The organism is Ruminiclostridium sufflavum DSM 19573 (assembly GCF_003208175.1).
Lineage (GTDB): Bacteria > Bacillota > Clostridia > Acetivibrionales > DSM-1351 > Ruminiclostridium > Ruminiclostridium sufflavum.
Genome location: NZ_QKMR01000011.1, coordinates 1 through 25,215, shown reverse-complemented (window position 1 = coordinate 25,215; position 25,215 = coordinate 1). Strand labels below are relative to the sequence as shown.

The following is a 25,215-nucleotide window of genomic DNA, read 5'->3' as shown; positions in this document are numbered from 1 at the left end:
GATTTTCTGCTAATCCCTGTCCCTTCTTTGACCAGATAGAAGCAATAATCTTGCAAAGCTTGCAACTGCCACTAAAGCAGATGCAACATAAGTCATTGCCGCCGCATTTAGCACCCTTTTGGCAGCTGTCAGCTCATTTTTCATAAGCAGCCCCGTACTGTCCAAGGAAGCTATCGCTCTTCTGCTGGCGTTGAATTCCACAGGAAGCGTAATCAGGTAAAAAAGGATTGCCGCCGCAAACATCAGCAAGCCTATATTAATTATTACCGGCATTCTCAGAAATAAACCCAGAATTGCAATATACGGTCCTGCGGATGAACCGATATTTGCAGCAGGCACCAGTGAGCTGCGCAGTGCCAGAGGCCCGTATTTAACATCATGCTGTATCGCATGTCCGGTTTCATGTGCCGCAACACCTATTGCCGCCACAGAAGTACTTCCGTAAGTAGCTTCCGATAAACGCAAAATCTTTTTCCGAGGATCGTAATGATCCGTCAGCCTTCCGCTAACCCTTGCGACCTGAACATCATGTATCCCGTTTGCCTTAAGAATATATCTTGCCACCTCTGCTCCCGTCATGTTCTTTGAGCTTCCGACTCTGTCATATTTGTTAAAGGTGCCCTTTACAAGCATCTGCGCCAGCATTGAAATAATTAAAGCCGGTACAACAAGAATTATATAGTATTTATCCATGTAAAAATATCCCATGCTATTCCTCCATCAAAAGCTAAGCTCCTCAACTCTTTTTTTAATTGCATTAATATCCACATCAGTATTATGGCACGGTCCGTTGGGAGTTCTGTTCACTATACCCACCACCGGTATCCCTCTTACATCAGAAATACCGCTCATAAGATCCCTTTCGCAAGCGACTGATATTATAAGCCTTGGCTTAATTTTCTTAATTATGTTGCGGGCAACCGTACCTCCTGTGGCAATATAAACACTTATATTTTTTTCCTTCGCATACTCCATTATATCTCCGATTTTGCATCTGCCGCAACGCTTACACAATTCAGGGCTGCCTGTAACCTTTATACCGCATTCGCTGTTTTGAAGGCAATGAGGCAAAAGCAGCAGCATATCCTGTGTCTTATACTTTTTATTGTCAGAATCAACAATAATATTGTTCAGCTCAATAAAAAACAGCTGTATTATTTTTCTGGTCTTATTGTCCGTCTTTTCAAGTATAAGCACCAAGGGCAGCAATACCTTTAATCCCAGCTTCGTAAGTACAAGAAATATTCCGCCGGTCTTTTTCCTTATATCGGTGTAAGCAATGGCAATAAACATCAATACAGCCAAAAGTATGCAAAAACATATTATTATTATTATAAAAATTAATATGCTATTATAGGTATTAATCGACGAATACCGGTACGCAAAGCAAAGCAATATCAATAAAAGAGTAAATGAGGATAATATTAATAAGGCTGCCCTGAAAAAGGCTTTCATATTACTTTTCTCCAAGCTTTTCACCCACATTTATCTGACGTCCTCTGATATAGCACTCCACACTCATTCTTTTACAGCAATCCAGCTGGATTTCCCGTACAAGAATACAACCGTCCCCGCACTTTATCAAAAGCCCCTCATTATTAATCTCAAGTATCCGGCCACTTTCACAGTCCGGATTAATTTGCCTGCTGCCCGCCATACTTGTACGCCAGATTCTCAACCTTTCACCGTTTAAAAAGGTATAAGCACCGGGCCAGGGATCTGTTCCTCTGACTAAATCGTGTATTTCCTGCGAGGTCTTGTTCCAATCAATAAGTCCCAGCTCCTTTGACATCATAGGTGCATATGAGGATAAAGCATTGTCCTGCGGCTTTCTCTCAAGAGTTCCTTTTTTAAGCTCTGTTAATGTAGCTTTTAATACCTCGGCCCCAAGTAAAGCCAGCTTGTCATGGAGCTCACCTGCCGTAGCATCAGGCTCTACAGCCAGTTCCTTGCTGAGAAGCATATCACCCGTATCCAGTCCTGCATCTGTAAACATAGTTGTGATTCCGGTTGCTTTCTCTCCGTTTATTACCGCCCAATTAATGGGTGCGGCGCCTCTATACGCCGGTAATAACGAGCCATGCACATTTATGCAGCCAAAAAGCGGAACATCCAGCAAAGCCTGTGATAAAATCTTTCCGTAAGCCGCCGTAACAATCAAATCAGGCTTTAAAGCCCTGATACTATCAACAAATTCCTCTGTCTTTATTTTATTTGGCTGTAAAACCTCAATACCGCTTTTTATAGCAAACTCCTTTACAGGAGGCTCACACATTTTATTTCCTCTTCCTTTTGGTTTGTCCGGCTGAGTAACTGCAGCAACCACCTCATAGCCTTCTTTAACAAGCATTTCAAGACTTGGCACCGCAAACTCAGGCGTTCCCATAAAAACAATCCTCAAAAAACACCCCTCCCTTATAAGTCAATTACTGCCGGCTAAATAACCGCTGATACCGGTCTATAGCCGGGTTTCAGGCCTGCCTCCGCATCAAAGGTCTGAATCCAGTTGACTTCAGCAGCTCTATCAGTCAATAAATATTCCTCTGTCTACTGTTTCATATTATCAAGCTCATCCTGCGTGTACATTTTATGAGCTCTGTCCTTGTATAAAACTCCGTCCAAATGATCCAGCTCGTGACAAATACACCGTGCAAACAATTCCTCCGCCTCGACTATTACAGTCTCGCCGGCGGGATTTGTATACTTAGCCTTGACATACATCGGCCTTTTTACATCTCCGGTTGTCCCCGGCAAGCTCAAGCAGCCTTCCGGCCCATCCTGCTCACCTCTTTGTTCAAGTATTACCGGATTAATCATTCCTATCAGTCCTTCTCCAACATCTATTGTAACCACTCTTTTCAGAATTCCTATCTGGGGGGCTGCCAAGCCAACCCCATCTGCTTTATACATTGTATCTGCCATATCCTCTATAAGAGTAAGTATTTTTTCGTCAATTTTTTCAACCTGCCTGCTTTTCTTCCTCAAAACCTCGTCACCATCTATTCTTATCTGCCTGTATGCCATTTCATAACCTCCAATTGTCAGCTGCTGTTTTATATTATTCCCATACTGATATCACTCAAACTGTATTTATACTATTTTCTATTAATAACCCGCATATTATTATAGCATATTATACGGATTTATATCTATGCTCATCAAAATATCCTCAGCCTTTGCCTTTTTCCAAAACCTATCCGACATTTCAGTTAATTCGTCAAGCAGAAGCTCCTCGGCCTTTGCCTTCAAAACCAATCTCCAGCGGTATTTATTTGATATTTTAGGTATCGGACATCTCGACGGGCCTAAGACTTCAATATCAGAAGAAACCCTTTCAGCCAGCTCCGCCCTGATGTCCCTTGACACGTCAAAAACAGCTCTATCCTTGCGTCCGCTGAATACGACAATAGCTATGCTCGAAAACGGAGGATAATTCAGTCTCTTTCTAATCAGTATTTCCTGCTTGTAAAAGCTGATAAAATCCTGATTGCAGGCAGCCAGTATACTATAATCCTCGGTATTATAAGTTTGAATGATAACTCTTCCGTTTATGCTGCCTCTTCCGGCCCTTCCGGCTACCTGTGTGAGAAGCTGGAAGGTTCTCTCCGATGATCTGAAATCGCCTGTATTAAGCATACTGTCCGCAGCCAGCACTCCAACCAAGGTAACATTCGGGAAATCATGGCCCTTGGCTATCATCTGGGTGCCAACCATTATATTGATGTTTTCATTCCTGAAGCGGCTCAGTATCGCTTCGTGTGAATTCTTGAAGCCTATTGTGTCTGCATCCATTCTTATTACCGAGCTTTCAGGCAGTCTTTGCCTGACCTCTTCCTCTATCTTCTGAGTGCCTATTCCAAAATATCTTATGTTGACGCTTTCACATGAAGGGCATTTAACGGGATTTTTAACAGTAAAGCCGCAGTAGTGGCATATTAATCTATTGCTCTTTGAATGATAGGTCAATGCAATATTGCAGCCCGGACATTTCATGGTATATCCGCAATCCCGGCAGAATACAAAGGTTGAAAAGCCGCGCCTGTTCAGAAACAGTATGCTTTGCTGGCTATTATCAATATTTTTTTTCAGTTCCTCCATCAATCTGAAGCTAAAGGGTGTCCTGTTGCCGTTTTCAAGCTCGAGTCTCATGTCTGCGAGCTCAACAGCCGGCAGTTCCGATGCATTCGGACGATTTTTCATTTCTATAAGCTCGATTTCCCCTCCGACAGCCCTATAATATGTATCCACCGAAGGCGTAGCTGAGCCATACAAAAGAAGGGCTTTGTTTATTTCGCATCTTTTCCGGGCTACTTCCTTTGCACTGTATCTTGGCAGAGATTCTGACTTGTAGGAGCTTTCATGCTCCTCGTCAATTATAATCAGGCCCAGCCTGCTTATAGGAGCAAAAACAGCCGAACGGGCGCCGACAACAACGTCAACCCTACCTTCACTTATCAGCTTCCACTGGTCAAACCTTTCACCAAGGGAAAGCCTGCTGTGCATGACTGCCACTCTATTTCCGAATCGGGCCGCAAACCTTTCAACCATCTGAGGAGTTAACGCTATCTCAGGAACCAGCATTATGGCCTTTTTACCCAAAGCAAAGCAATGCGAAATCAATTGGAGGTATACTTCTGTTTTTCCGCTTCCTGTTATACCATGAATCAGGCTTTCATTAAACACCTCGCTGTCCAGCTTCTGTTTTAAAAGCGTTAACGCCTTTGACTGCTCCCCGGTCGGAAGAAGCGGCTCTGTCTTTTCATAGTACTTATCGCGTAATGGGTTCCTCATAACCTCTATATCGGTGTATCTTATGTAGCCGTACTTGCTGAGTGTATCCAGAACAGATGACGTGACACCTGCGAATCTTTTAATATCCGCGGCAGAAACTATTTCATTGTCCAGCAGGATTTCCAGAACCCTTACCTGTTGAATCCTTTTTATTTTATTGTTTTCAAGCTCATTTATTATTTCTTCCCTTTCCTTTGCCAGGGAAACAGCCTTTATGGACTTTGCGCTTACCTTTTGCTCATAGCTTTCCTCTATATAAATTGCTTTGCACTCACACAGCTCTTGTATATATCCCTTGAAGCCCCTTATTCCGCACATGTCCCGCAGCTGCTCATATTCACATTCTCCGCCTGCGCAAGTTAAGTTATGTATTATCTTGTTTAAATTGCTTTTTTTGTAAGCCTTGTTTTCAGCCTTTGATATAAGCCTTACATTTTTTATCGCTTTAACACTTATTCCGGGCGGCAGCATACATTTAATCACATCGGAGTATGTACAAATATACTGTTTCTTCATCCACTCCAAAAGCCTTATATTATCTTCCTTTAACAAAGGATACGGCTCCAGTACGCTTTTGACTGTCTTATATCCGATAGGCTTTGCAGAATCCTTTTCAGGATTCATTTCAAGCACGAAGCCTTCTTTTACCATACTTCCGCTGCCAAAGGGAACCAGCACTCTGCAGCCGGCACAAATCTGGCCCTTGAGACCTTCCGGAACAGCATATGTATATTTTTTATCAAATGATCTCGTAGTATTGCTGAGAACAATTGATGCAGTTGTAATATTCATGTTTTTCCTCAAATAAATTTTATTTTCAAGCTGTAATCCATATTATTATAACAGATAATCAGTTAAAATAATTCTAGCATTTCTTATCTGTTAAGCAAACCCTAATTTAACCTCCTTTGCCGGTTAATCCCGCGCTCTTGCTTTCCCTCATAAAAATTTACAAGGGTAACGCTGTTAGGGCTTTATAAACAGCTGCAAAAAAACCAAGCACCTCATTTTAAGAAACAGCATAAAATGAAGTGCCTTTTATAATTATTATTTGAGCCGAAAGCCAATCGCTTCATGATGAAAAGCTTCGCCTTCAAGAATATTGCGTAAAAAAATGCTGAGTATTATCCGACTGTTATTCCTCTGCTGCCGAAGAGTTTTCATTTTCTTCCTCGGCTTCCTTCTGTTGAACTCCGTCACATATTTCCATTTTTGAAACAGACACCTCATACGCTGTCTTGGAAATAACCTCGCCTGACTCCAGCTTCTTTTGATATTCTCTGCTCTGGATTCTTCCCCATATTTTTATATTATCACCTATAGTCAAATTCTGAGAATATCTTGCATTTCTTCCCCATGCTATGCATGGTATATAATCGGATTTGTTGTATGGCCTGTTTACAGCTACAAGAATATCTGTGATTTCTCTTCCAAAGGGTGTCATTCTATATATTGGATTCTTACAAATGTAACCATTCAAAAAAATCTGATTTGGATTTTTTATTCTCCTGTCTTCATCAGCAAAGATGATTTCTCGGGCAAAAACAGTAAGAACAAGCTTGTTTGACTCACTCTTATAACTATTATAAGATCTGAATTGACCTTCTATCTCCAGCGGCACTCCTATTTGAAGCTTGCTCTTCGGTATCAGGCGTTCCGAAAATGTAACAGATATTTTATCACTGCTGTCACTTAATCTTGGCACATCTAAATAAAAAGAATAAAAGCCCTCACCATATACTTCATGACTATATTCAACATCCGATACTACTTTTCCTGAAATGGTCACTACATTGTTTTCTATCACATTCCCGACCATTTTCCCCCCACTCCTCTCTTTTGCCGTTGTGTATCTCTTTTATTTATCTAATGTAATATGTATTCTGTTACAATACAATTTAGAATATTTCTAAATTAATTATTTAAAATAAATTCTATAACTAAGAATGAAGGTACAGGTTAATACCATATACTGAAAGCCTCAAAAAATATTGCCAAAATAATACAATACTCTAATATTATATTACATAATTGTTAAAATGGAAATCCTTTATTCTACAAAAATCATATATTATTTTTGTATTTTTTTAATAAAATAATAGTGATAAAACCCAAAATAATACAATACATCCCAAAAAACAAAGCAAATCCCAATCATCTGACTTCCTGAATTGCAGATCAGAGTCTCAGGCCCGGAACATATTGAGCCTGTATGCATCAAGCTGACACATACAGGCTTTTATAGCAAATTTACCTTACTGCCATTTCAAAGGATACACAGTAATTGGGGATTATATTCCCGCTCGAGCTGCCGATGTATTTATCCGAATCTCTCAGAAGCCCCCATCTGTAAGTTCCCTCGTTCCTTTTAGCCCCGCCGGCAGTAAAGGCATATCCGACTTTTAAGTCTGTAGTCTCAATATCCCCGCCGCAGGTAATTTTAACCGAACTGCCTGAAATAGCAACAGAGCTGATTATTATTCTTTTGTTTGCCGCAGTAACCTCAAAGCCCTTGCCGTTTTTCCACTCAGTCAATGTACTCTGATTAGGCTCCGGCAAGTCTGTATCCCAAACAAGCGGACCGGAAGGCACATTAAAATTCACGGTAATAACCTTCCCGCTCTTCTCTGCACTTATTGGCTGAAGCGGCTGCCAATCATGCTCCAGAACAACCCTTTCATAATATACCTTGCCATACAGCTCACCCAGCTGCTGATATCCCTTTGCAGTCAAATGAACTCCGTCACTTACATAGGAATTCTGATAATCAGGCCCTGCACAAATAATTTCCCCCGGATAATCCAATCCGATACGCCATTGCTGCAGCAAGGAAGCTGAGGTTCCGCTGGTGCCGGAGGAATGCTGCTGAACTAAAAAAAGCGGTATTTTTTTGGTTTGCCCCGTTATCGCACTTAAATCCTGATTATAGTCTGACCATAATTTATGTATTTCATTTTCATAGTTTGTATTTCCTGAGTCTTTTTCGCCATGTGTCAATATTATTGCACCGATTCCATATGTCCTGCCTGCCTGCTGTGCCAATCTCCTTACAGCCTTTACTTCAAACAGTGTTGCCTCATATGCATGCCCTGAATAGCCTGTAGCAGCGGCGCCCTTGCTAAGTGCATCTATCCCCTGTCCGGATTCCCCCACGGCAGTATGTACTGAAACGAAGTCCTTTCCTGATGCGGCACGAACCAGTGAGGTAATCTGATTTGCCATAGCCGTATGAGGAGTTTCACCGAATATGTTTCCCGGATAAGGCCCTCCTTGATAATAGCCATAAACACGAACCGGCTCAATTAGAGGAATCATCCTGAATTTGCTGTTTGTGTCATCCCAGGGCGGCACCATTTCACCTTCCAATGATATTTTAAGGTTGTTATAAGGCTGGGCTACAGTAATTGCCGGATTAGCTTCACAACCGACAGAAAGGCTCTGTCCTGTCCCGATAATACCATTCCAGTCCCAAGGTGTACTTTCATTATTCATGGACTCCGCCGGAAATTCTGTTATCAGCCCTAGCAAATAGGCTTTTAACAAAGCAAAGTCAAGTGCATCCGCCGACTTATCCCCATTTACATCAGCACAGTCAATATTATTGCCTGCCGGAAACTCCGAAACAGTATTTAACAGATATTTCTTGTACAAGGCATAATCCAAGGAGTCCACAATCCCGTCACCGTTGACATCTCCATATTTCAGCGGGGCTGTGCCAGCAGCAATGCTTCCTGACGAGAATAATACAATTGTAAATGTCATAACAAGACACAAGCATATTTTATTAAGCTTTTCAATGCTGAATCCGCTTGCAGCACTTTTTAACATAGAAATCCCCATTCCCCAAAGTATATAACCTACACTTTATTAAAGTATTTTATTAAAATTACAGTATATGTATATATTAGCAGTAAAATGTTTCAGTTTCAATACATAAACCTCCATCAAGTCAATTACTGTCGGCTGAAAAACCGATGATGACGATATCATCCCGAAGACTTTAACAATAATTGACTTTAGTCATCTATTTCCTCTGCTGCCGGCCTTGACTGTCAATATAGTAATTATCCGTTATTATCATTTCGGAAACAGGTGCAAATATCAACCCTTCCCCTTTTAATCCTGTTATTATTTTTGGAAGAAGCTCTGCCGTATACTGCGTATCATTATGAAACAGGATAATAGAACCGGGTTTTGTTTTTTTAAGGATTCTATCCAAAATTGCCTGCCTGCTCATTTCCTTTTTCCAGTCGAGGCTGTCACTGTTGGATACAAAAGTAAAAACCCTAAAATAAATAATACACCCGAACTGCTTCTGACAAAGAAGCTCCGGTGTATTATCCATTGTAAAACAAATATGCTTTTAAGCGGGCTTTAAACCCGGTTTAAGTCTGGCAAGCAGCTTATATCCTGTAATCATCCTTAAAATTATCAAATAATCCATATTCAACAAGAATCTCTTCCAAACGCTCCTGTGTCATGGGCTTGGGAATAACAAACTTTTTATTGTTTTCAATAGCCGCAGCCAGCCTTCTGTATTCATCAGCCTGATGCGATTCAGACTGAAAATCAATAACAGTCTTTTTTCTTATTTCCGCCCGCTGCACAACATTATCACGAGGAACAAAATAAATAAGCTGTGTGCCCAATTCTTCCGCAAAAGCCCTTAAAAGCTCGTGCTCCCGATCAACGTTTCTGCTGTTGCATATAATACCTCCAAGTCTTACACCTCCCTTGCTGGCATAACGCGCGATACCCTTTGAAATATTATTAGCCGCATAAAGCGCCATCATCTCCCCGCTGGCAACAATATAGATTTCTTTTGCCTTGCCTTCCCTTATCGGCATCGCAAAGCCACCGCATACAACATCTCCTAAAACATCATAGAAAACATAATCCAAATCCTCAGTATACGCTCCCAATCTTTCAAGAAGACCGATTGATGTGATAATACCTCTTCCGGCACATCCAACTCCAGGTTCCGGTCCGCCGGATTCAACGCACTTCGTACCGCCGAAGCCTTCCTTCAGTATATTATCAAGCTCGATATCCTCTCCCTCCTCACGCAAGGTATCAAGAACAGTTTTCTGTGCAAGTCCTCCCAGAAGCAGCCTTGTTGAATCTGCCTTAGGGTCGCAGCCGACAACCATAACACTTTTGCCAAGCTCCACAAGGCCGGCTGTAAGATTTTGAGTCGTAGTGGATTTACCTATTCCGCCTTTTCCATATATTGCTACTTGTCTTAATTCTTTATTTGACATTTAATTAATCCTTTCTTAAATTGACTAAAGTCAATTACGGTTCAAACCCTCGGGATGATATCGGCATAATTAGTATTTTAGCGGATAGTAATTGACTTTTAGCAAGTATTATTTGCTGCCTACCGTTGCGGTATAAATTCTTTCAAGAAGCTGCAGCGCACCTCTATAGCCTATATGGCTTCTATTCAATACAACCGTTTCCGAGGAAGGAGGATCTATTTCCAGAAGCAGCGCATTCTTTTCTCTTGCCACATCCGATTCCCATGTAGACCCTAAAATAAGAGGTACGCCTGAGCCAAAATCTGTTTCTGCCAAAGCCTTTTCGGCAAGATATCCATCCTCCATGAACTCGATTTCCACAGACACGCCCTCCGATAACTTTCTGAACTCCTCTCTTATCTCCTCTCTGAACTGCTCCGGAGGATTATCGGTTATAATTTGTTTTACAGGAATAAGGCCGACCTGATCCGCAAGGAATTTCGTATAGGCAAGGGTATAGGCACTGTCACCGACCACTGCAAACCGCGAGGGCAATCCATACCAATACTCCGCAAAAAAATGTGAAAAGGAATCCAAGAAATAGTAATATAATTCAGCCTCCTCCTTAATAAATTTTTCAGATTCTTCCTCATCTATTTCCGCATATTTGACAAGCTCCCTGATAAATGCCGATGTGGCCTCCTCACCGATAGGAATAACAGGAATATGCAAATACGGCTGGTTATATTTTTTCTCCAAATGCCTTACAATTTCTATTCCTGCCCAGGGTGATATGATAAGATTGAACTGTGCCTTGGGAATATCCCTCCATTCGCTTACGCCCTCGCTCTGGGGCCCGAAAAGAACATTTACCTTAAAGCCTATCGCCCTTAAAATCCTTACAATTTCAATATAATCACCACGCCAGTTTGTATTAAAATATGGTGTTTCAAACCACAAATTCACAAGGCCCTTTTGCCTCTTTCCATCATAATCTCCCACAAACTGGTCAATAATTGCCTTAACAACTATCTCATGCCCTATAAGGTTTGAGCCCTTGAAGCCTCCGGTATCCGCATACACTACAGGATATCCCGCCTCACGGTATTTTTTTACAACAGAGCCTACGTCATCGCCAACCAGCTCACCGGTACAGCCTGTAGCAACAACAAATAAATCAGCATCATAGATTGCCAGTGTTGCTTTTATTAAATCATCCAGCTTTTTCATTCCTCCGAATACGATATCGCTTTCACCTACGTTTGCACTCGGAACATTTCCTCCGCCTGCTCCCGTCGAGCCCTGAAACCCATTTTCAAAGCCCATGAAAAAATACTGCTTATACATGCAGCCGGGGCCGCAATTTGCAATCGGCACCCCGCCCTTTATCGCTACTGCCGAATACGCTCCGCCTATAGCGCAGGCATAATGCGGATGCACAATCGTATTGTTTCCTCCGGTAACCTTCAAGTTCCTTTCAGCCATTGCAATTCTCCTTTATACAAGTTTTACCCTTTCATCAAGCACCTCCGGGTGCTTAGCCAGCAGGAACGGATCCTCCTGTGAACGCCACCAAGCATTATATGGACTTCTGACATGCCTTGAAAGCACTCCGTTAAATTTTTTTCTTGCAAGAATATCAATAAGGACTTCTCCAGTCCGTATAATTCCATCATATCCAACAGGAAAATGCTCATCCCCCATAGCTAGCGACGGTATTCCAAGCTTAGCCGCCTCAGGTGCAAGACCTTGATGACGTATGATTACAAAATCAGTTTTAACGCGCTTGAATAATGCATTCAGCTGGAAGGCCTGTGTTTTGCTTACTGTAAAATACGGTATATCTCCATATGTATCAATAAGCTCATGCAGTGTGTCCTGATTTTCATGTCCTCCGTCATATACCGGGTCATGATGAAACACAACTGAGCCCTCCACTCCTATACCAAGCTCACGAAGCACTGAAATCAAGCTATGTGCATAAGATGAGCCGGTCATGACAAATCCGTTTATTCCTTTAAACCTTTCTCTCAATTCCAGAAGCTTAGGAAGTATTCTTTCATGCTCACTCTTTATATACTCTTCTGTTTCCGCCTCTTTTCCAACAATCTTTGCAATAGCTCTGAGCCATGCATCTGTACCGGCAATTCCATACGGCTGAGGTGCATCAATCTGAGGAACTCCGAAATGCTCCTCAAGCGCCGTTGCCATATACGAGCCTAATGTATGGCAGAAGGTGGCTGTTGCAGCAGCCTCCGATGCCTGAGCCAGCTCATCATAGCTAGCCATATCTATCATGTAGTTCACCTTTAGTCCCAGCGGTCTTAATATTTCGGTAAAATAGTCCGTTCCCCATAAAGCAACAATATTTATCAAATCCTTTTGCTTTTCAGGATTACGATTTACAATCTGACGCAGCACACCATGCTGTGAAACGTCAAAGCCCGTACTCCAATGCTTTGAACGAAAGCCTTCACAGTGCAGGGGAATAATGCTTATTCCGGTTTCCTCCTCCATTTCCTCTGCTATGCTGTCAATATCCTCACCTATAATTGCTGTTGCACAAGCCATAGAAATAAAAATAGCCTTTGGATTAAAGCGTTCCTTTGCATCGAGGATAGACCGCCGGAGTTTGTCCGATGCACCGAACACCATATCCCTTTCCAAAAGATTCGTGCTGTAAACCTGTAAATTCTGAGGAGGCTTATTCCTTCTGCTAAGCCCCATCTTAAAGGCAAGGTTGAACCATGGATTATCTGCGGAACAGCCAATGGGTGCATGCTGAATAAGCACGCAATCGGTAATATTCCCTATCTGACATTCCACTATAGCATTTGCACACATTGTCTGCTGATTAAGGGGAGAATTTAATTCGCACAAACGGCAGACCTTTTTCTTCCCGCAGCCTCCATGCTTCCTCTGGCTCCTGAGCTCATAGTTGGATTCCTTCCAAAGCTCCGTTGCCGAACCATCCCATGCCGTTATAGTGCCCAGACGCATTTCCCGGTTTTCAACAGCAGTCATATCAAGATTTATTGTTTTTTTTGGCATCTATATGTATCCTTTCTGTGATATCATCCATGTGAAAATGTATTCTCATGTGAAATCCTTTTTAAATATATCTGTTCTCCATAATCTTTTTCACCCGGTATTCCTATTGCATCAGCACGACATCTTTGACAATGCCTGAAAACATCAATATATTTTTCTGCCTTCTGCCTTGCCTCATCAACCTGAACACACGACGGTGCATGACAAGCTGCCAGTTCGTGCTGGGGGATAAGGGGGATAATGTTATAAATTGATGCGCCGGCCTTACTCACAGTCCGCGCTATTTCTTCAATATGCCCGCTGTTTATTCCAGGCACCAAAACAGTATTCACTTTTAATGTAACCCCCCCGCGGCTGACCCTCTTAATTCCCTCCAGCTGATTTTCGATAAGTATTTCCGCAGCCTCCGTCCCCGTATAATGCACTCCCTGATAAAGGATACCTCCGTTCAATTGAGCTGAGATTTCAGGCTCTACCGCATTAACCGTCACAGTCAGGGAATCTATTCCAGTCTCAATAATTTCATCTGCTTTTTCAGGCAGAAGAAGCCCGTTTGTACTCATGCATTTTATCAAATCCGGAAAATCGGTCTTGATAAGCCTGAAGGTTTCCAAAGCATATCCCGTCGCTAATGTATCACCGGGGCCTGCAATTCCTGCAACAGTGATATTCTCACACAGCTTCAGGGCCTCTCTGACGGCATCCAGCGCTTCAGAAGGCTTTATAACCGTTGAAGCCACTCCCGGCCTGTTTTCATAGTCATTTATTCTCCTGTCACAAAACTTGCACTCAATATTGCAGGTAGGGCTCACGGGTAAGTGAATTCTGCCTGTCTGCCCTTTTTTATCCAAGGCAAAGCATGGATGCTTATTTGTTAATTGCTGATATGAAATCGCCACTTATCCACCTCATATAATTTTTCATCAAGAATTTTTTGAATTATTGGTTCAATTGGATACGGCGCTTCATATATGGTCAGACCCTTGCTCTCTAAAAATGCCGCAGCCCCTTCTCCGATTTTGCTTACTATAACAGCCTGAACATCCTCCAAGGCTTCTATGGCATTATAAAATGCCTGCATCTCATGCTCACCGTTATTGCAGCAAGGCTGTATGCTCCTTGACTCCACAAAGCAGTATTTATCCTCCCCGGTTATCTCAAAAATAAGAAATTTTTCAGTATGCCCAAAATGCCGGTTTACTACTTTTCCGTCAGTACTTGATACTGCGACTCTGTATGTCATCACCTTTCACCTACCTATACAGTATAGTAATACATCATATATCTGCATTGAATAAACAGGCTCCTTCATCAAACATCCGCTTAATACATCGGCTTTTGCATCTGATTAGCTTTTTCAACATTTTGCCAGCCCTCCTTAAATCATATAAATAACATATGTTTTGTATTATTATAGTCTGATAGCAAGCATTTGTTTAATATGTAAAAGCTATAAAATCTTATAATAAAATTTTATAGCTTTTACAAAAATCTCTCTGTTATGAGCTTAACGCAACTTTAGGAATTGAAAGCGGCAGGTGATGAAGGGGCAGGCCCGGCGGTTTTCAGCATGACACAAAAGAATTTTTTTAAAACAAGGACTGATTAAATTTTTATATTTTCCATTTGATTGCCACCTCATCATCTTTTATGGATATCTTTTCAATGAGAAACTTAGCAACCGTTTTTTTCTGCTCCAATGTACTTTTTTCCCAATTATTTATGCATTTATTAAGGCTGTCCGGAGTATTATCCGGCTGTACCCTTTCCGTACATTCCTTCAGCCGGTTGATTAATTCCTTCTTTTCAGAATCCATCCCGGCTATTTTTTTATTTATGTAATCTGTAAGCACTGTTCCCGCTTTTGCAAGACTATTTACAAGATTATCTATTTGTGTATCAATTTCAAATATCCTGATTTTCAGTCTGTTTGCCTCGGCATTTTCAGCCTGCACGGCTTCAGCAGGAGTGTCCTTTATGCTTCTGACCTTATCAAAGATTTCATTCCTGACTATTTTCTCTACAGCGTCGACATATATGGCTTTCGTATGCCCGTCACAGCACTTATAGTTTGTCTTTCCCCTGCATATAAAATATTTATAGGTTCCGTAAGAGGTGCTTCCGTTCTTTACTACCGTCATAGTATATTGGCAGTATCCGCATTTTGTAAGTCCCGACAGCCATGTATGCTTTCCCCTTCCGGTGTTTTTCAACTGTTTATTGCTATCAAGCTTGTACTGGCACTTTAAGAAAACCTGTGAGGTAACCATTCCTTCGTGCAAAGCCAGCGAAAGCACATGCTCCTTTACGTCTGTATATTTTCTTTCATTGGAATCCCTTTTACCGTATAAAAAGCATGCAAGCTCATTAACGAAATCATTGATATCATTGCTGATGATACACCCTTTATTTTTATAATAAATATATACCTCCGCGTCTGCCCTCACATAGACAGGATTTCTCAGTATCCTGCTTATCTTGCAGGAATCCCATAGCCCTCCCCTTGGAGCTTTTACATTGCTTTCATTTAACTGGCTGCTGATTTCCCCCAAGGATGCCTGAGTATTGGCATATAAATCATAAATTTTCCTTACCGCCTCATACTGAATGATACTTGGCACCAATGCCGAGGTTTTGATTCCATCCACCCTTGCACTTATCTTGTCAAAGCCGAAGGGAGGCGGTCCCCCCATAAAAAAGCCCTTCTTGCCTCTGGCATAATAGTTATCCTTGATTCTTTTTCTGATGGTATCTCTCTCAAGCTCTGCAAAAATCATAATTATACCCAGCATGGCCCTTCCCATGGGAGTCGAGGTGTCAAATTTTTCTGTTGATGAAATAAACTCAACCTTGTGCCTTTGGAAAAGCTCTATTATTTTTGCAAAGTCCAGCAAAGATCTGCTTATTCTGTCCAGCCTGTACACAATCACTCTGGAAACCCTGTTATTCTGAACCTCCTCCAAAAGCTTTTCAAATGCCGGACGATTTATGCTGCTTCCGCTGTAGCCTTTATCTGTATAAACCCTGTATTCTTCGCCATCCTTTATTTCACGCTTGCAGAACTCTATCTGGCTGCTTATTGATAAGCTGTCCTTTTTATCTAAAGATTGACGGGCATATATTCTGATCATGAAAAACAGCTCCCCGAAAGTTTATTTATGTGCAGCAGCCTTGCAAGCCTGCTCTTCCAGCCTGTTATACTCTCTCAAAATATTCCTTGCCGTTTCCCTTTCTGCGTTCTTCCTCTCATTCTCATCCATGTCCGGCACAAAATTAACAACCCTGCAGCCTTCAACAATCTTTTCCGTAACCATAAGGCCCCTCCTTACCCTGCATTAAAATTCTCAAATAATCTTCCTAGTAAAATCTATTCCTTGCCCAAGGCTTTTATTTCAGTTAATTAATTTTTCTTTGCAGCCCATATATAGTCTGAACCCGAACTATTATTAATGAAGATACCGAGCTGCAAAGGTTAAGCCTTTTTTAGCCGGCTTTGGAAACCCTTTGGGGCTATATTCTATTAGTATTTTTTGCAAAGGTGTTTTCCTTCGGGAGAGTTCCCGGAAAAGATTATAAATAAATTACTGCAGGCTGGAAAGGCGGGAGTATATCGCCGCTATGGCTTTCAGCCTGATTGAATTTGATAAACCGCACCGGCTGCCGATAAGCAAGCTAAAGCCTATAAACAAAAAAGTCAATTGAAAGCATAAATACCTTCAATTGACTTTATAATTTTATTATCAAAAAATATTAAAGCTCAATGACGTTCAGACTTATTACCATCTATTGCCGAAGCTCTTTCCTGCGCCGCTTCTGTTACCGCCAAATCCGCCTCTGTTATTGTTGTTCCTTTGCTGCTTTCTTGCCCTTCTGCAATCAGGACATCTCTGTGGTTCATTGTCAAACCCCTTTTCCTTGTAGAAAGCCTGCTCATTTTCAGTAAAAGTAAATTCTGCATTGCAATCCTTACAGGTTAAAACCTTATCAGCCATATCTATATACCTCCCTAATTTATTTGGATCATTTAATTAGTAACTTCTCACTCCAATAAATTAAAGAGAGTTGTATTAAAAGATGATTCCATATTAATATATAGTATCTAACTCCTTTATCATATCACGAAACTGTAATTTTTTCAATACATTTTTTTCTTTTCCGGTCAAACCTTTAGCAGGGCATTTCTTTTTCAATTGGACTAGCCTTGCCCAAGGCTGACTATCCCCGGATAAAATCCTTACAAGGCTATTTTTTCTTCACAGGAATCCAAATTTCGCTGTAATAGCTTTCATCCTTGCTGCCTTGAGGGTAATCAGCAATATCTGTGTACATTTCAATATTGTAGCCTGCTGCGATTTCATAATCCTTGCAATTAGGCAGCCATTCAGAAAAGACTTTTTTTTGCACCTCCTGAAGAGCTTCCGGCATTGCACCCTTGCAGGCAAAAACAGCCCATGTATACTTTGGAATAAGCTTTGTGACAAAGCCCTCGGGTATTCCCGCAGACGGCCGGTAATTGTCCGCAATCAAATATTCAAATTCATCCGAGCCCATACTCTCATCTATGCTTATTCCGTACATTCCGCATACGAGCTTGCCCTTCCCCGTCTGATAATGCTCTGACCAGAACCTCGGAATCTCTCCGGCTGCACTGTCATACTTAAAAAGCCTTGACACTCCGATGACAGTAAACGAATCCTTTTCAATAATTTTGTAATCCATAATATAACCGCCTTCCAATGAGAATTTAATTTTGAGCGGAGCAAAGGCCTTAATCATTGCCCCGTCTTTTCTAACGGCAGTAGGTGTGACACCATGGAAGCGGGTGAAAGCTTTTGTGAAGCTATCCGGTGAGTCATAGCCATATTTCAGTGCAATATCAATGATTTTTTTATCAGTAGAAACAAGCTCACTGCCGGCAAGTGTAAGCCTGCGCTGTCTGATATACTCTCCCACCGTACAACCGCAGAGCATTGCGAAGCCCTTTTGGAAATAAAACGGAGATATTAATGCTTTTTTAGCAATATCTTCTATTGCCATGCCTTTATTAATATTCTCCTCAATATAGGTGACAGCCTCACCTATCCCCTCAATCCATCCCATAATTATCACCTCTGCCTCACATATATCTTATCTGTTTTCCGGCGGTTATTCCCGACTTTTTGTGTTTTGTTTTGTCTTGTACAGGCATTATCAGTTTTTATGCCTCTTAACCTATTTATCATATCTCCTGCTTGCATATTTGTCACCCCTCGACGTTATATCGTGATAATATATTCGTCTCTTTAGCCGATAGTAATTAATTTGGCAGGTTTTGCATCGTGTTAAAGGAATGATATTATATATTAAAGCATGATATAATAAAAGCATGAAAAAACTTGAAGGATGGTGGCTGCATATTAAAAATTTTATATATAAACAAAAAATGCTTTTCATACTGCTGGCTGCATTTCTCACAGCAGCGGTGCTGACAGCCTTGCTTAACCTTCCGGGGCTTATGGGAGGTACTTCCGAAGAAATCACTGTCCCGGAGCAAAACGGCATATATGACCTGACAGGCGCGGCAAGTCTGGAGAAAGCAGTTTTCCGGCTGCCTCCCGGTACAAGCTACTACCCTGATACATACCTTGCCCCTGAAAATGTGAATACCTCTGTCCCCGAAAGCATTGACCGTTACAAAGAAATCAGGTCGGACTACCTCTCTCAGAGGTTTGTTGTTATAGTTCCAGACAGCAGCAGCGTATACACCCTGACCTTCACCCTTTCAAGCCGCCATGCCCTGCGGGTTTTCGTGAACGGGGTTCTTACAGGACAGACCGGCAAGCCGGGTACCGCAAAAATATCCACTGAGGTATGGGAAAACAATATTACCTGCAACGCCTCGGCAAAAAACGGCAAAATGGAAATTATCCTCCACAGCGCACAATTTTATCATGCCAAAAGCGGAGCTTCCCTCGCGGAACTAAGACTCAGCAAATCAGGAACAGTCCCCGAGCCTTATTTCTTTGCGCGGATTAAGGGGACAGTAATTATTGGAGCTCTTCTGTGCGCGGCGGTATTGCTGCTGGGAACTTATCTGATGCTTTTCCGCACAAGGACCACCCTTTATTTTGCTACAGCCTGTATCGTCATGTCATTGCGGGAATTCCTGCAAAGTCAGATATGGACTTATTTCCCCATATCCGGAAATCTGTCCTTTATGCTGGAATACCTGAGTGTTGTCCTGCTGACTGTTTTCCTTTCTCTGTATCTCGGGCAGTATGCAACCGGAACTTTTCTGAGGTGCATTCAATATACGGCAATTTTTGGCTCCTGCGCTTACGGGGTATGTATTATATTTGGGGACTCTGTTTTTTACACCTCAGTGCTGAAATATTACCAGATATTTCTTGCTTTATGCATAGTTCCCGGAATTACAGGCTTGCTCCTTAAAATGCGCAAGCCGGCAAGGGAACAGGGTGCTGCAATATTTGGCATTGCTGTCTTTTACCTCGCCGCCTTGTATGATATTGTAATGTACAGCGATATTTTCGGTGACCGGTCCAACATACCTGTGGCAGAAACAGCAATGCTGGTTTTTGTGCTGGCACAGACGGTATCCCTGTTTCTTATGAGCAACCGCGTGCTGGCAGAAACCAAGGCCGCGGAGCATACTCTTGAAGCTGAAAAGTCGGCTTTGGAAAGCCTGAACCGCCTTAAAACAGAGTTTCTTTCCAATGTATCCCATGAACTGAAGACACCTCTGACAGTAATTTCCGGGTATGCACAGCTGATCTTTTCCCTTCTTTCGGGAAGCGAAAATACGGCTGTACGGAATAAGGCCCGCATAATTTCCTCCGAAGCTGACCGCTTGGCTCTGATGGTCGGACAGGTACTGGATGTAACCCGAATTGAGGAAGGAGGACTGCTTCTGAAAAAATGCCCCTGTCATATTGACGAGCTTATCTACCAAGCAGTAGAAACACATTTTCCCATTTTGAATAAGGGCGATAACCGCCTTGAAATAAATGTTAAACTTGATCTTCCTGATGTAAATGTGGATTCTGACAGCATCACACAGGTGTTGGTCAATCTGATTGCCAATGCACTCAGACACACAGCCCATGGTGTGATCACAGTCTCGGCATGTCAGGCAGGTGAATTTATGGAAATATCAGTATCCGATACCGGAACAGGTATGTCACCGGAGGCACTTTCCGGAGTGTTTACCCGTTTTCGGGCCGGAGCAAGCGAAACCGGCACCGGTCTTGGTCTTTATATATGTAAATATCTGGTAGAGGAGCATGGAGGTATTATCAAGGTGAACAGTATGCCCGGCAAGGGCACAACCGTAAGCTTCTCTCTGCCTCTGTGACAGCTGCGAAAAATTCTTGAAGCTTATGTGAAGCGCACCTTGCGCAGGACATATTCCATCTGTTTTGTTCCTGAGATTTCAAAAGCGCTGGCGTCATCCAGCCCAAGATGCTTGCGCAGCCTTGAAATATTCACCGGAATTATGTTTCTCCAGTCACCCTCAGCCGAACCCCATGTGCGCCTGTAAAGCTCTTCACCGCTGACACGCCGCCCTGCCGACAATGCAAGACAGCAAAGCAGCTGAAGCTCTTTGGGAGGCAAGGAAATCTGCCTGCACTCCAGTGTAACGGTACCGGATAAAATATCTATGGAAAGAGGTGGCAGCTCAATACATCCTGCAAATTCAATACCCTTGCGCCGGAGATGGGCGGCAACCCTCGCTCCCAAAACCGCAAGGTCATAGGGCTTTGCAATATAATCGTCCCCTCCCTGCATAAGACCCCTTATTATGTTGTCATTCCCGTTCCTGCTGGTCAAAAAGATTATGGGAGCCTTTGTCTTTTGCCGCAGTTCAGCGCAAAAATCGAAGCCCTGCCCGTCGGGAAGCATCACATCCAGTAAAATTAAATCCGGTGTGTATTCCTCAAGCAGAAACCGCGCCTTGGAAAGTGTTTCCGCTAAGGAAATTTCGTAGCCCTGTCCCTCCAGATACTCACGGTTAATACTGCTGACCTTCTGCTCATCCTCAACCATAAGGATATGCGGTTTTCTCACGGTTTTCACTCCTCTCTGCCCTCTCTGCGTTTTAAGTATAACATATTTTTAATGCAAGAGATTTCGATTACAATTTTGTAATCAAAGCCTCAAACTTATAAATTCTTGTTATTCTGAAATTTGTAGATATAGAAAGGCGCTGGTAATTAAGTATAGCTTATTTTTAGAGCTTGATACCGACAACCTTTTTTAACGGTATCAGGGCTATTCAGGAGGAGGATGTAAAACCGCATGGTCCTAAAACTCAGATAAGCAGTCTTTGCAATGTTTTACTATATTATAGTTTATACAAATCAATTGAATAAGGAGGAAATTTCATGAAAAAATCAATCAGCAAAATATTGTCACTGCTTATGGCTGTATGCCTGGTGCTGACCCTGCTGCCTATTACCGCATCTGCGGGCGCGGCATTTAATGGTTATTCAGTATTTTCCAGCGGCGGTGACTTCGGCACAGTGTCCCTAGACTATCAAAATCAGCCTGCAAAAGAATTATCCCTATTATTTTCGGGAGTCACCGCTCCAATAACGGGAATTCAGGCAACTCTGGGACAAGGTAACTACTCTGCTTTTGAAATCACGTCGGCTATCACTCCGACTACTGTCAACAGCGACCCGGACATACCGAAAATCAGTTTCCGCCCAAAGACAGGGCTTTCCGGCGGTACATACACCGACAAGCTTATTATTAAAGATGATAATGACTTATTTTCCCACGAGGTAGCTTTAAGCTTTACCGTACTTTACTACACCTATACCTGTACTGTTTCTCCGTCTGCCATCACCTTTCCTGATGCAATGACAGACTATGACAATTCCTCTATGGCACAGGAATTCACCATTACAAACACAGGCACAGGACAGCTTGCCGGGCTGAGCACCGCGCTGCAGAAAGGTGCGGCCTCTTCCTTTGAAATCATCACCCCATCGGCAATAAGCATAGACCCCGGCAATACTGCAACCGTCGGAATAAGACCCAAATCGGGCCTGGGGGCGGAAACCTACACCGACACCCTGGTAATCACCGGTGATCACGGAGCGGCGGCATCTGCCGAGTTAAGCTTTAAGGTAAACCAAAACCCATATTTTGCTCTGCCTCCAAGCAATCAAAGCACCAGTGCCGGCGGGAACGCAAGCTTTGCTGTTATTGCCGAGGGAATTCCCTCACCATCTTACCTTTGGTACGAATCACCGAACGGCATAAGCTGGAACTCCCTCGAAAACGAAGGCATATATTCAGGCACAACCTCCAGTGCCATAATGCTGACCGGCGTACCGGCGGCATACAACGGATATCAATACCGCTGCCATATCTCAAACAGCAACGGCAGCACCTACAGTACCGCCGCGACTCTTACCGTTACCGGCGGCATCACAGGAACAGTAACCGGCACAATGAATATCAGCAACCGGCCCGGTGTAAACCTTATTTCTGATGCGACAGGCAAAGGCTGGGACTGGAATGCATACTCCTCGACCTTGACACTTAACAGCAGCTACAGCGGCAATTCAATCGAAATCAAATGCAGCAACGGCAGCAATATCAATCTGGTCTTAACCGGTGATGTATCAATCAATGCCAATTTATGGGCGATAAGTATGTCCGGTCTTAACTATAACGATACAGACATCAGCCTGACCATTAAGGCAGGTTCCCATACACTTAGTCTGGCCTCCGGTATGGCTATTGCTCTGCAAGCCCAAGGCAGCATCATAATTGAAAGCGGAACAGTATTGGCATCAGGAGACTGCCATGGAATATCTACCGCTTTTGGAGATGTTATCATCAGAGGCAACTCAAATTTGACAACTACCGGCGGCATCGTCGGAAGCGGTATACAAGCAAATGGTGACATCATTATCGGCACAAGCGGTACAGTAAATGCTACAGGCAATATTTGCGGACTAAGACCTGTTGAAGGCGGTATCACCATTTCCAGCGGTACAGTTAAAGCCTCGGGAGGGATGTACGAGGCGCTGCATGGAGGAAATGGAGATACGGGCATAACCATTTCCGGCGGTACAGTCACAACAGGTGATATTGCAGGCTCAAATGGCAAAGTGTACGGCAATATCACCATCAGCGGCTCGGCAACAAATGTAGCAATAAACGGAAATGTCAGCGGCGGCAGCCTGAAGATTGCCGGCGGTACAGTCACAATAGGTGATATTGCAAGCTTAAATGGCACCGTGTACAGCGATATCACCATCAACGGCTCGGCAGCAAATGTAACAATAAACGGAAATACAATTGGCAGCTTGAATGTTTCAAACGGCACGGTGACTATTAAAGGCAAGGCCGAAGGCAGCCAGAACCTTACCGGCGGCATAGTATATGTAGATGGAGTGAAGGTATACCCGACTGCTGTATCTGACGGAGGCAGCAACAAAGGTTCCGTATCCTCTGATTCCGGCAAAATCTCAATTACGGTTTCAGGCAGTACAGCTATAACAGCTATTACAGCAAGTACTGATGCAAACGGCAAGGCAAAAATAACAATCCCTCAAACGAAGATAAAAGAAGCTCTTGCAAAGGCAAAGGAAGCTGCTGATAAGGCAGGGGAAAAGCCTCAATTGGAAATTAAGCTTGACAAAACAGAATCAGCGGCAGAAACACAGGTAACACTCACCACCGCTTCCATAAAGGATATTGTTTCGGGAGGTATCAGCAGCCTGACCATATCCAGCGGACTTGGCACTGTCACCTTTGATGAAGCTGCCCTAAAAAAAATCTCAGATACAGCCTCAAATGATGTTGACATTTCTGTAGCAAAGCTGGATATCTCAGCTTACTCAGAAGACATAAGAAAAATCATAGGCAGCAGGCCTGTATACAGCTTCACAGTCACAAGCAGCGGAAAAATTATTTCACAGCTCGGCGGAGCAGTTACAGCGTCAATGCCCTATACTCCGGCACCGGGTGAGGATACAAATGCCATCATTATCTACTATATCAATGATACCGGCAGCCTAGAAACAGTAACCAGCGGGCATTACGATGCCGACACCGGCACAGTTATTTTCACTACGGACCATTTCTCAGCTTATGCTGTAGGCTACAACAAGGTAAGCTTTAACGATGTATCGAAAAATGCGTGGTATTCAGATGCTGTAACCTTCCTTGCGGCACGCGGTATAACCGGAGGAACAGCCCCGTCTGCCTTCAGTCCTGATAAAGCGCTTACAAGGGGACAATTCATAACCTTTGTTATGAAGGCTTATGGCATTGCCTCAGATAAAAACCTTGAGAACAATTTTGCAGATGCCGGAAACACCTACTATACCGGGTATCTGGCAGCGGCAAAAAGGCTTGGCATCTCAGGCGGCACAGGTGAGAACAGATTCTCTCCGGAGAGGACCGTTACCCGTCAGGAGATGTTCACCCTTTTGTATAATACTCTTAAAACCATAGGCAGACTGCCTGAAAGCAACTCAGGCACAAGTGTTTCTGAATTCTCAGATGCAGGAAGCATTGCCTCCTGGGCAAAGCCCGCAATGGATTATCTGGTAAAGGCCGGAAAAATCAGCGGAAATGGCGGAAAGCTTTCTCCTGCTGAGATTACAACCCGCGGCCAAATGGCACAGGTTCTGTATAATCTGCTGACGAATACAAACTAGGGTACGCAGGTCAACCGGAAGCTTGTCACAAATCCGGTAATAGATATTTATGAAAGCAAATAAAATAGCGGGCAGGGAGCTTTGTTCTTAAACAGAGTACCCTGCCCGCTATTTTATTCTTGTTTATGGGCTTTAGCCTGTTGAGCATAAGGCAAGTTTCTCGGCAGAGAAATGAGCCATGCGAAACAATAAACCACCCGCTATGCGGGTGCGCGACAGAAGTTATACAAAAAAATCACCTTTTCGTTAAAATAGAGTTGTTCAAGCTACTAAATTAACGAGAGGAAAGGTGATTTTAATGGCAAATAAGGAACACAGCTTAGCTCACACAAAATGGATGTGTAAATATCATATAGTGTTCACTCCAAAGTATAGACGAAAGGCGATATATAATCAATACAAACAGAGTATCAGAGAAATTTTGATACAATTATGTAGCTACAAAGGAGTAG

At 42.8% G+C, this 25,215-nt stretch carries 21 protein-coding genes; 3 read left to right on the top strand and 18 right to left on the bottom strand.

The window, feature by feature from the left end; genetic code table 11:
- Positions 1–9 precede the first annotated feature (9 nt).
- The 17 genes from LY28_RS10185 to LY28_RS10110 all read right to left on the bottom strand — a co-directional run bounded on the left by LY28_RS10185 (position 10) and on the right by LY28_RS10110 (position 18,182).
- A complete protein-coding gene (locus tag LY28_RS10185) occupies positions 10–708 on the bottom strand; it encodes a zinc metallopeptidase (RefSeq protein WP_110462083.1) in 699 nt (232 codons plus the stop codon).
- Between the two features lie 12 nt (positions 709–720).
- Positions 721–1,293 (bottom strand): DUF116 domain-containing protein, encoded by a 573-nt coding sequence (locus LY28_RS10180; protein WP_242981215.1) that lies wholly within the window; start codon positions 1,291–1,293, stop codon positions 721–723.
- Positions 1,294–1,456: 163 nt separating this feature from the next.
- Positions 1,457–2,401 (bottom strand): methionyl-tRNA formyltransferase, encoded by a 945-nt coding sequence (gene fmt, locus LY28_RS10175; RefSeq protein WP_242981214.1) that lies wholly within the window; start codon positions 2,399–2,401, stop codon positions 1,457–1,459.
- Positions 2,402–2,547: 146 nt separating this feature from the next.
- Positions 2,548–3,024 carry a peptide deformylase gene (gene def, locus LY28_RS10170; protein WP_110462081.1) on the bottom strand — a complete coding sequence of 159 codons (477 nt, stop codon included), beginning with the start codon at positions 3,022–3,024 and terminating at the stop codon, positions 2,548–2,550.
- A 99-nt stretch (positions 3,025–3,123) separates the two neighbouring features.
- A complete protein-coding gene (gene priA / locus LY28_RS10165; RefSeq protein ID WP_110462080.1) occupies positions 3,124–5,583 on the bottom strand; it encodes a primosomal protein N' in 2,460 nt (819 codons plus the stop codon).
- A 343-nt stretch (positions 5,584–5,926) separates the two neighbouring features.
- Positions 5,927–6,610, bottom strand: coding sequence for a single-stranded DNA-binding protein (locus LY28_RS10160; protein WP_110462079.1), 684 nt, complete (start codon positions 6,608–6,610; stop codon positions 5,927–5,929).
- Between the two features lie 431 nt (positions 6,611–7,041).
- On the bottom strand, positions 7,042–8,619 hold the full coding sequence (locus LY28_RS10155; protein WP_242981213.1) for a dockerin type I repeat-containing protein: 1,578 nt from the start codon (positions 8,617–8,619) through the stop codon (positions 7,042–7,044).
- Positions 8,620–8,815: 196 nt separating this feature from the next.
- Positions 8,816–9,136 (bottom strand): polysaccharide deacetylase family protein, encoded by a 321-nt coding sequence (locus LY28_RS10150; protein ID WP_242981212.1) that lies wholly within the window; start codon positions 9,134–9,136, stop codon positions 8,816–8,818.
- Positions 9,137–9,194: 58 nt separating this feature from the next.
- On the bottom strand, positions 9,195–10,052 hold the full coding sequence (gene nifH, locus LY28_RS10145; protein WP_110462078.1) for a nitrogenase iron protein: 858 nt from the start codon (positions 10,050–10,052) through the stop codon (positions 9,195–9,197).
- Between the two features lie 108 nt (positions 10,053–10,160).
- Positions 10,161–11,516, bottom strand: coding sequence for a nitrogenase component 1 (locus LY28_RS10140; protein WP_110462077.1), 1,356 nt, complete (start codon positions 11,514–11,516; stop codon positions 10,161–10,163).
- 12 nt (positions 11,517–11,528) lie between these two features.
- A complete protein-coding gene (locus tag LY28_RS10135; RefSeq protein WP_110462076.1) occupies positions 11,529–13,082 on the bottom strand; it encodes a nitrogenase component 1 in 1,554 nt (517 codons plus the stop codon).
- A gap of 23 nt (positions 13,083–13,105) precedes the next feature.
- A complete protein-coding gene (locus LY28_RS10130) occupies positions 13,106–13,981 on the bottom strand; it encodes a radical SAM protein (RefSeq protein ID WP_110462075.1) in 876 nt (291 codons plus the stop codon).
- Complete coding sequence (locus tag LY28_RS10125) at positions 13,957–14,325, bottom strand: NifB/NifX family molybdenum-iron cluster-binding protein (RefSeq protein ID WP_110462074.1); 369 nt, start codon at positions 14,323–14,325, stop codon at positions 13,957–13,959. The genes LY28_RS10130 and LY28_RS10125 overlap by 25 nt, the downstream gene beginning before the upstream one ends.
- 370 nt (positions 14,326–14,695) lie before the next feature.
- The gene (locus tag LY28_RS10120) at positions 14,696–16,213 is read right to left on the bottom strand and encodes a recombinase family protein (protein WP_110462073.1); all 1,518 of its coding nucleotides are present in this window, start codon (positions 16,211–16,213) and stop codon (positions 14,696–14,698) included.
- A gap of 21 nt (positions 16,214–16,234) precedes the next feature.
- Positions 16,235–16,396: a hypothetical protein gene (locus LY28_RS19120; protein WP_165835546.1), complete on the bottom strand. Its 162-nt coding sequence runs from the start codon at positions 16,394–16,396 to the stop codon at positions 16,235–16,237.
- 462 nt (positions 16,397–16,858) lie between these two features.
- Positions 16,859–17,074 (bottom strand): zinc-ribbon domain-containing protein, encoded by a 216-nt coding sequence (locus LY28_RS10115; protein ID WP_110462072.1) that lies wholly within the window; start codon positions 17,072–17,074, stop codon positions 16,859–16,861.
- 250 nt (positions 17,075–17,324) lie between these two features.
- Positions 17,325–18,182: an AraC family transcriptional regulator gene (locus tag LY28_RS10110; protein WP_110462071.1), complete on the bottom strand. Its 858-nt coding sequence runs from the start codon at positions 18,180–18,182 to the stop codon at positions 17,325–17,327.
- A 265-nt stretch (positions 18,183–18,447) separates the two neighbouring features.
- Between LY28_RS10110 and LY28_RS10105 the strand changes: the two genes are divergently transcribed.
- Complete coding sequence (locus LY28_RS10105; protein ID WP_242981211.1) at positions 18,448–20,433, top strand: sensor histidine kinase; 1,986 nt, start codon at positions 18,448–18,450, stop codon at positions 20,431–20,433.
- Between the two features lie 23 nt (positions 20,434–20,456).
- Here LY28_RS10105 and LY28_RS10100 read toward each other — a convergent pair whose 3' ends face one another.
- The gene (locus tag LY28_RS10100; RefSeq protein ID WP_242981210.1) at positions 20,457–21,146 is read right to left on the bottom strand and encodes a response regulator transcription factor; all 690 of its coding nucleotides are present in this window, start codon (positions 21,144–21,146) and stop codon (positions 20,457–20,459) included.
- A 317-nt stretch (positions 21,147–21,463) separates the two neighbouring features.
- On the opposite strand from LY28_RS10100, the gene LY28_RS10095 reads away from it, so the two are divergent.
- Complete coding sequence (locus tag LY28_RS10095; RefSeq protein ID WP_110462070.1) at positions 21,464–24,763, top strand: S-layer homology domain-containing protein; 3,300 nt, start codon at positions 21,464–21,466, stop codon at positions 24,761–24,763.
- 298 nt (positions 24,764–25,061) lie between these two features.
- A partial coding sequence (locus tag LY28_RS10090; protein ID WP_207658080.1) for a transposase occupies positions 25,062–25,215 on the top strand: 154 nt, incomplete at its 3' end.

Coding starts and splice junctions, on each gene's coding strand:
- LY28_RS10095 (WP_110462070.1), top strand. CDS start 21,464: ATGAAAAAATCAATCAGCAAAATATTGTCACTGCTTATGGCTGTATGC.
- LY28_RS10105 (WP_242981211.1), top strand. CDS start 18,448: ATGAAAAAACTTGAAGGATGGTGGCTGCATATTAAAAATTTTATATAT.
- def (WP_110462081.1), bottom strand. CDS start 3,024: ATGGCATACAGGCAGATAAGAATAGATGGTGACGAGGTTTTGAGGAAG.
- LY28_RS10120 (WP_110462073.1), bottom strand. CDS start 16,213: ATGATCAGAATATATGCCCGTCAATCTTTAGATAAAAAGGACAGCTTA.
- priA (WP_110462080.1), bottom strand. CDS start 5,583: ATGAATATTACAACTGCATCAATTGTTCTCAGCAATACTACGAGATCA.
- LY28_RS10135 (WP_110462076.1), bottom strand. CDS start 13,082: ATGCCAAAAAAAACAATAAATCTTGATATGACTGCTGTTGAAAACCGG.
- LY28_RS10115 (WP_110462072.1), bottom strand. CDS start 17,074: ATGGCTGATAAGGTTTTAACCTGTAAGGATTGCAATGCAGAATTTACT.
- LY28_RS19120 (WP_165835546.1), bottom strand. CDS start 16,396: ATGGTTACGGAAAAGATTGTTGAAGGCTGCAGGGTTGTTAATTTTGTG.
- LY28_RS10185 (WP_110462083.1), bottom strand. CDS start 708: ATGGGATATTTTTACATGGATAAATACTATATAATTCTTGTTGTACCG.
- nifH (WP_110462078.1), bottom strand. CDS start 10,052: ATGTCAAATAAAGAATTAAGACAAGTAGCAATATATGGAAAAGGCGGA.
- LY28_RS10155 (WP_242981213.1), bottom strand. CDS start 8,619: ATGTTAAAAAGTGCTGCAAGCGGATTCAGCATTGAAAAGCTTAATAAA.
- LY28_RS10140 (WP_110462077.1), bottom strand. CDS start 11,516: ATGGCTGAAAGGAACTTGAAGGTTACCGGAGGAAACAATACGATTGTG.
- LY28_RS10125 (WP_110462074.1), bottom strand. CDS start 14,325: ATGACATACAGAGTCGCAGTATCAAGTACTGACGGAAAAGTAGTAAAC.
- LY28_RS10150 (WP_242981212.1), bottom strand. CDS start 9,136: ATGGATAATACACCGGAGCTTCTTTGTCAGAAGCAGTTCGGGTGTATT.
- LY28_RS10160 (WP_110462079.1), bottom strand. CDS start 6,610: ATGGTCGGGAATGTGATAGAAAACAATGTAGTGACCATTTCAGGAAAA.
- LY28_RS10110 (WP_110462071.1), bottom strand. CDS start 18,182: ATGGGATGGATTGAGGGGATAGGTGAGGCTGTCACCTATATTGAGGAG.
- LY28_RS10180 (WP_242981215.1), bottom strand. CDS start 1,293: ATGTTTATTGCCATTGCTTACACCGATATAAGGAAAAAGACCGGCGGA.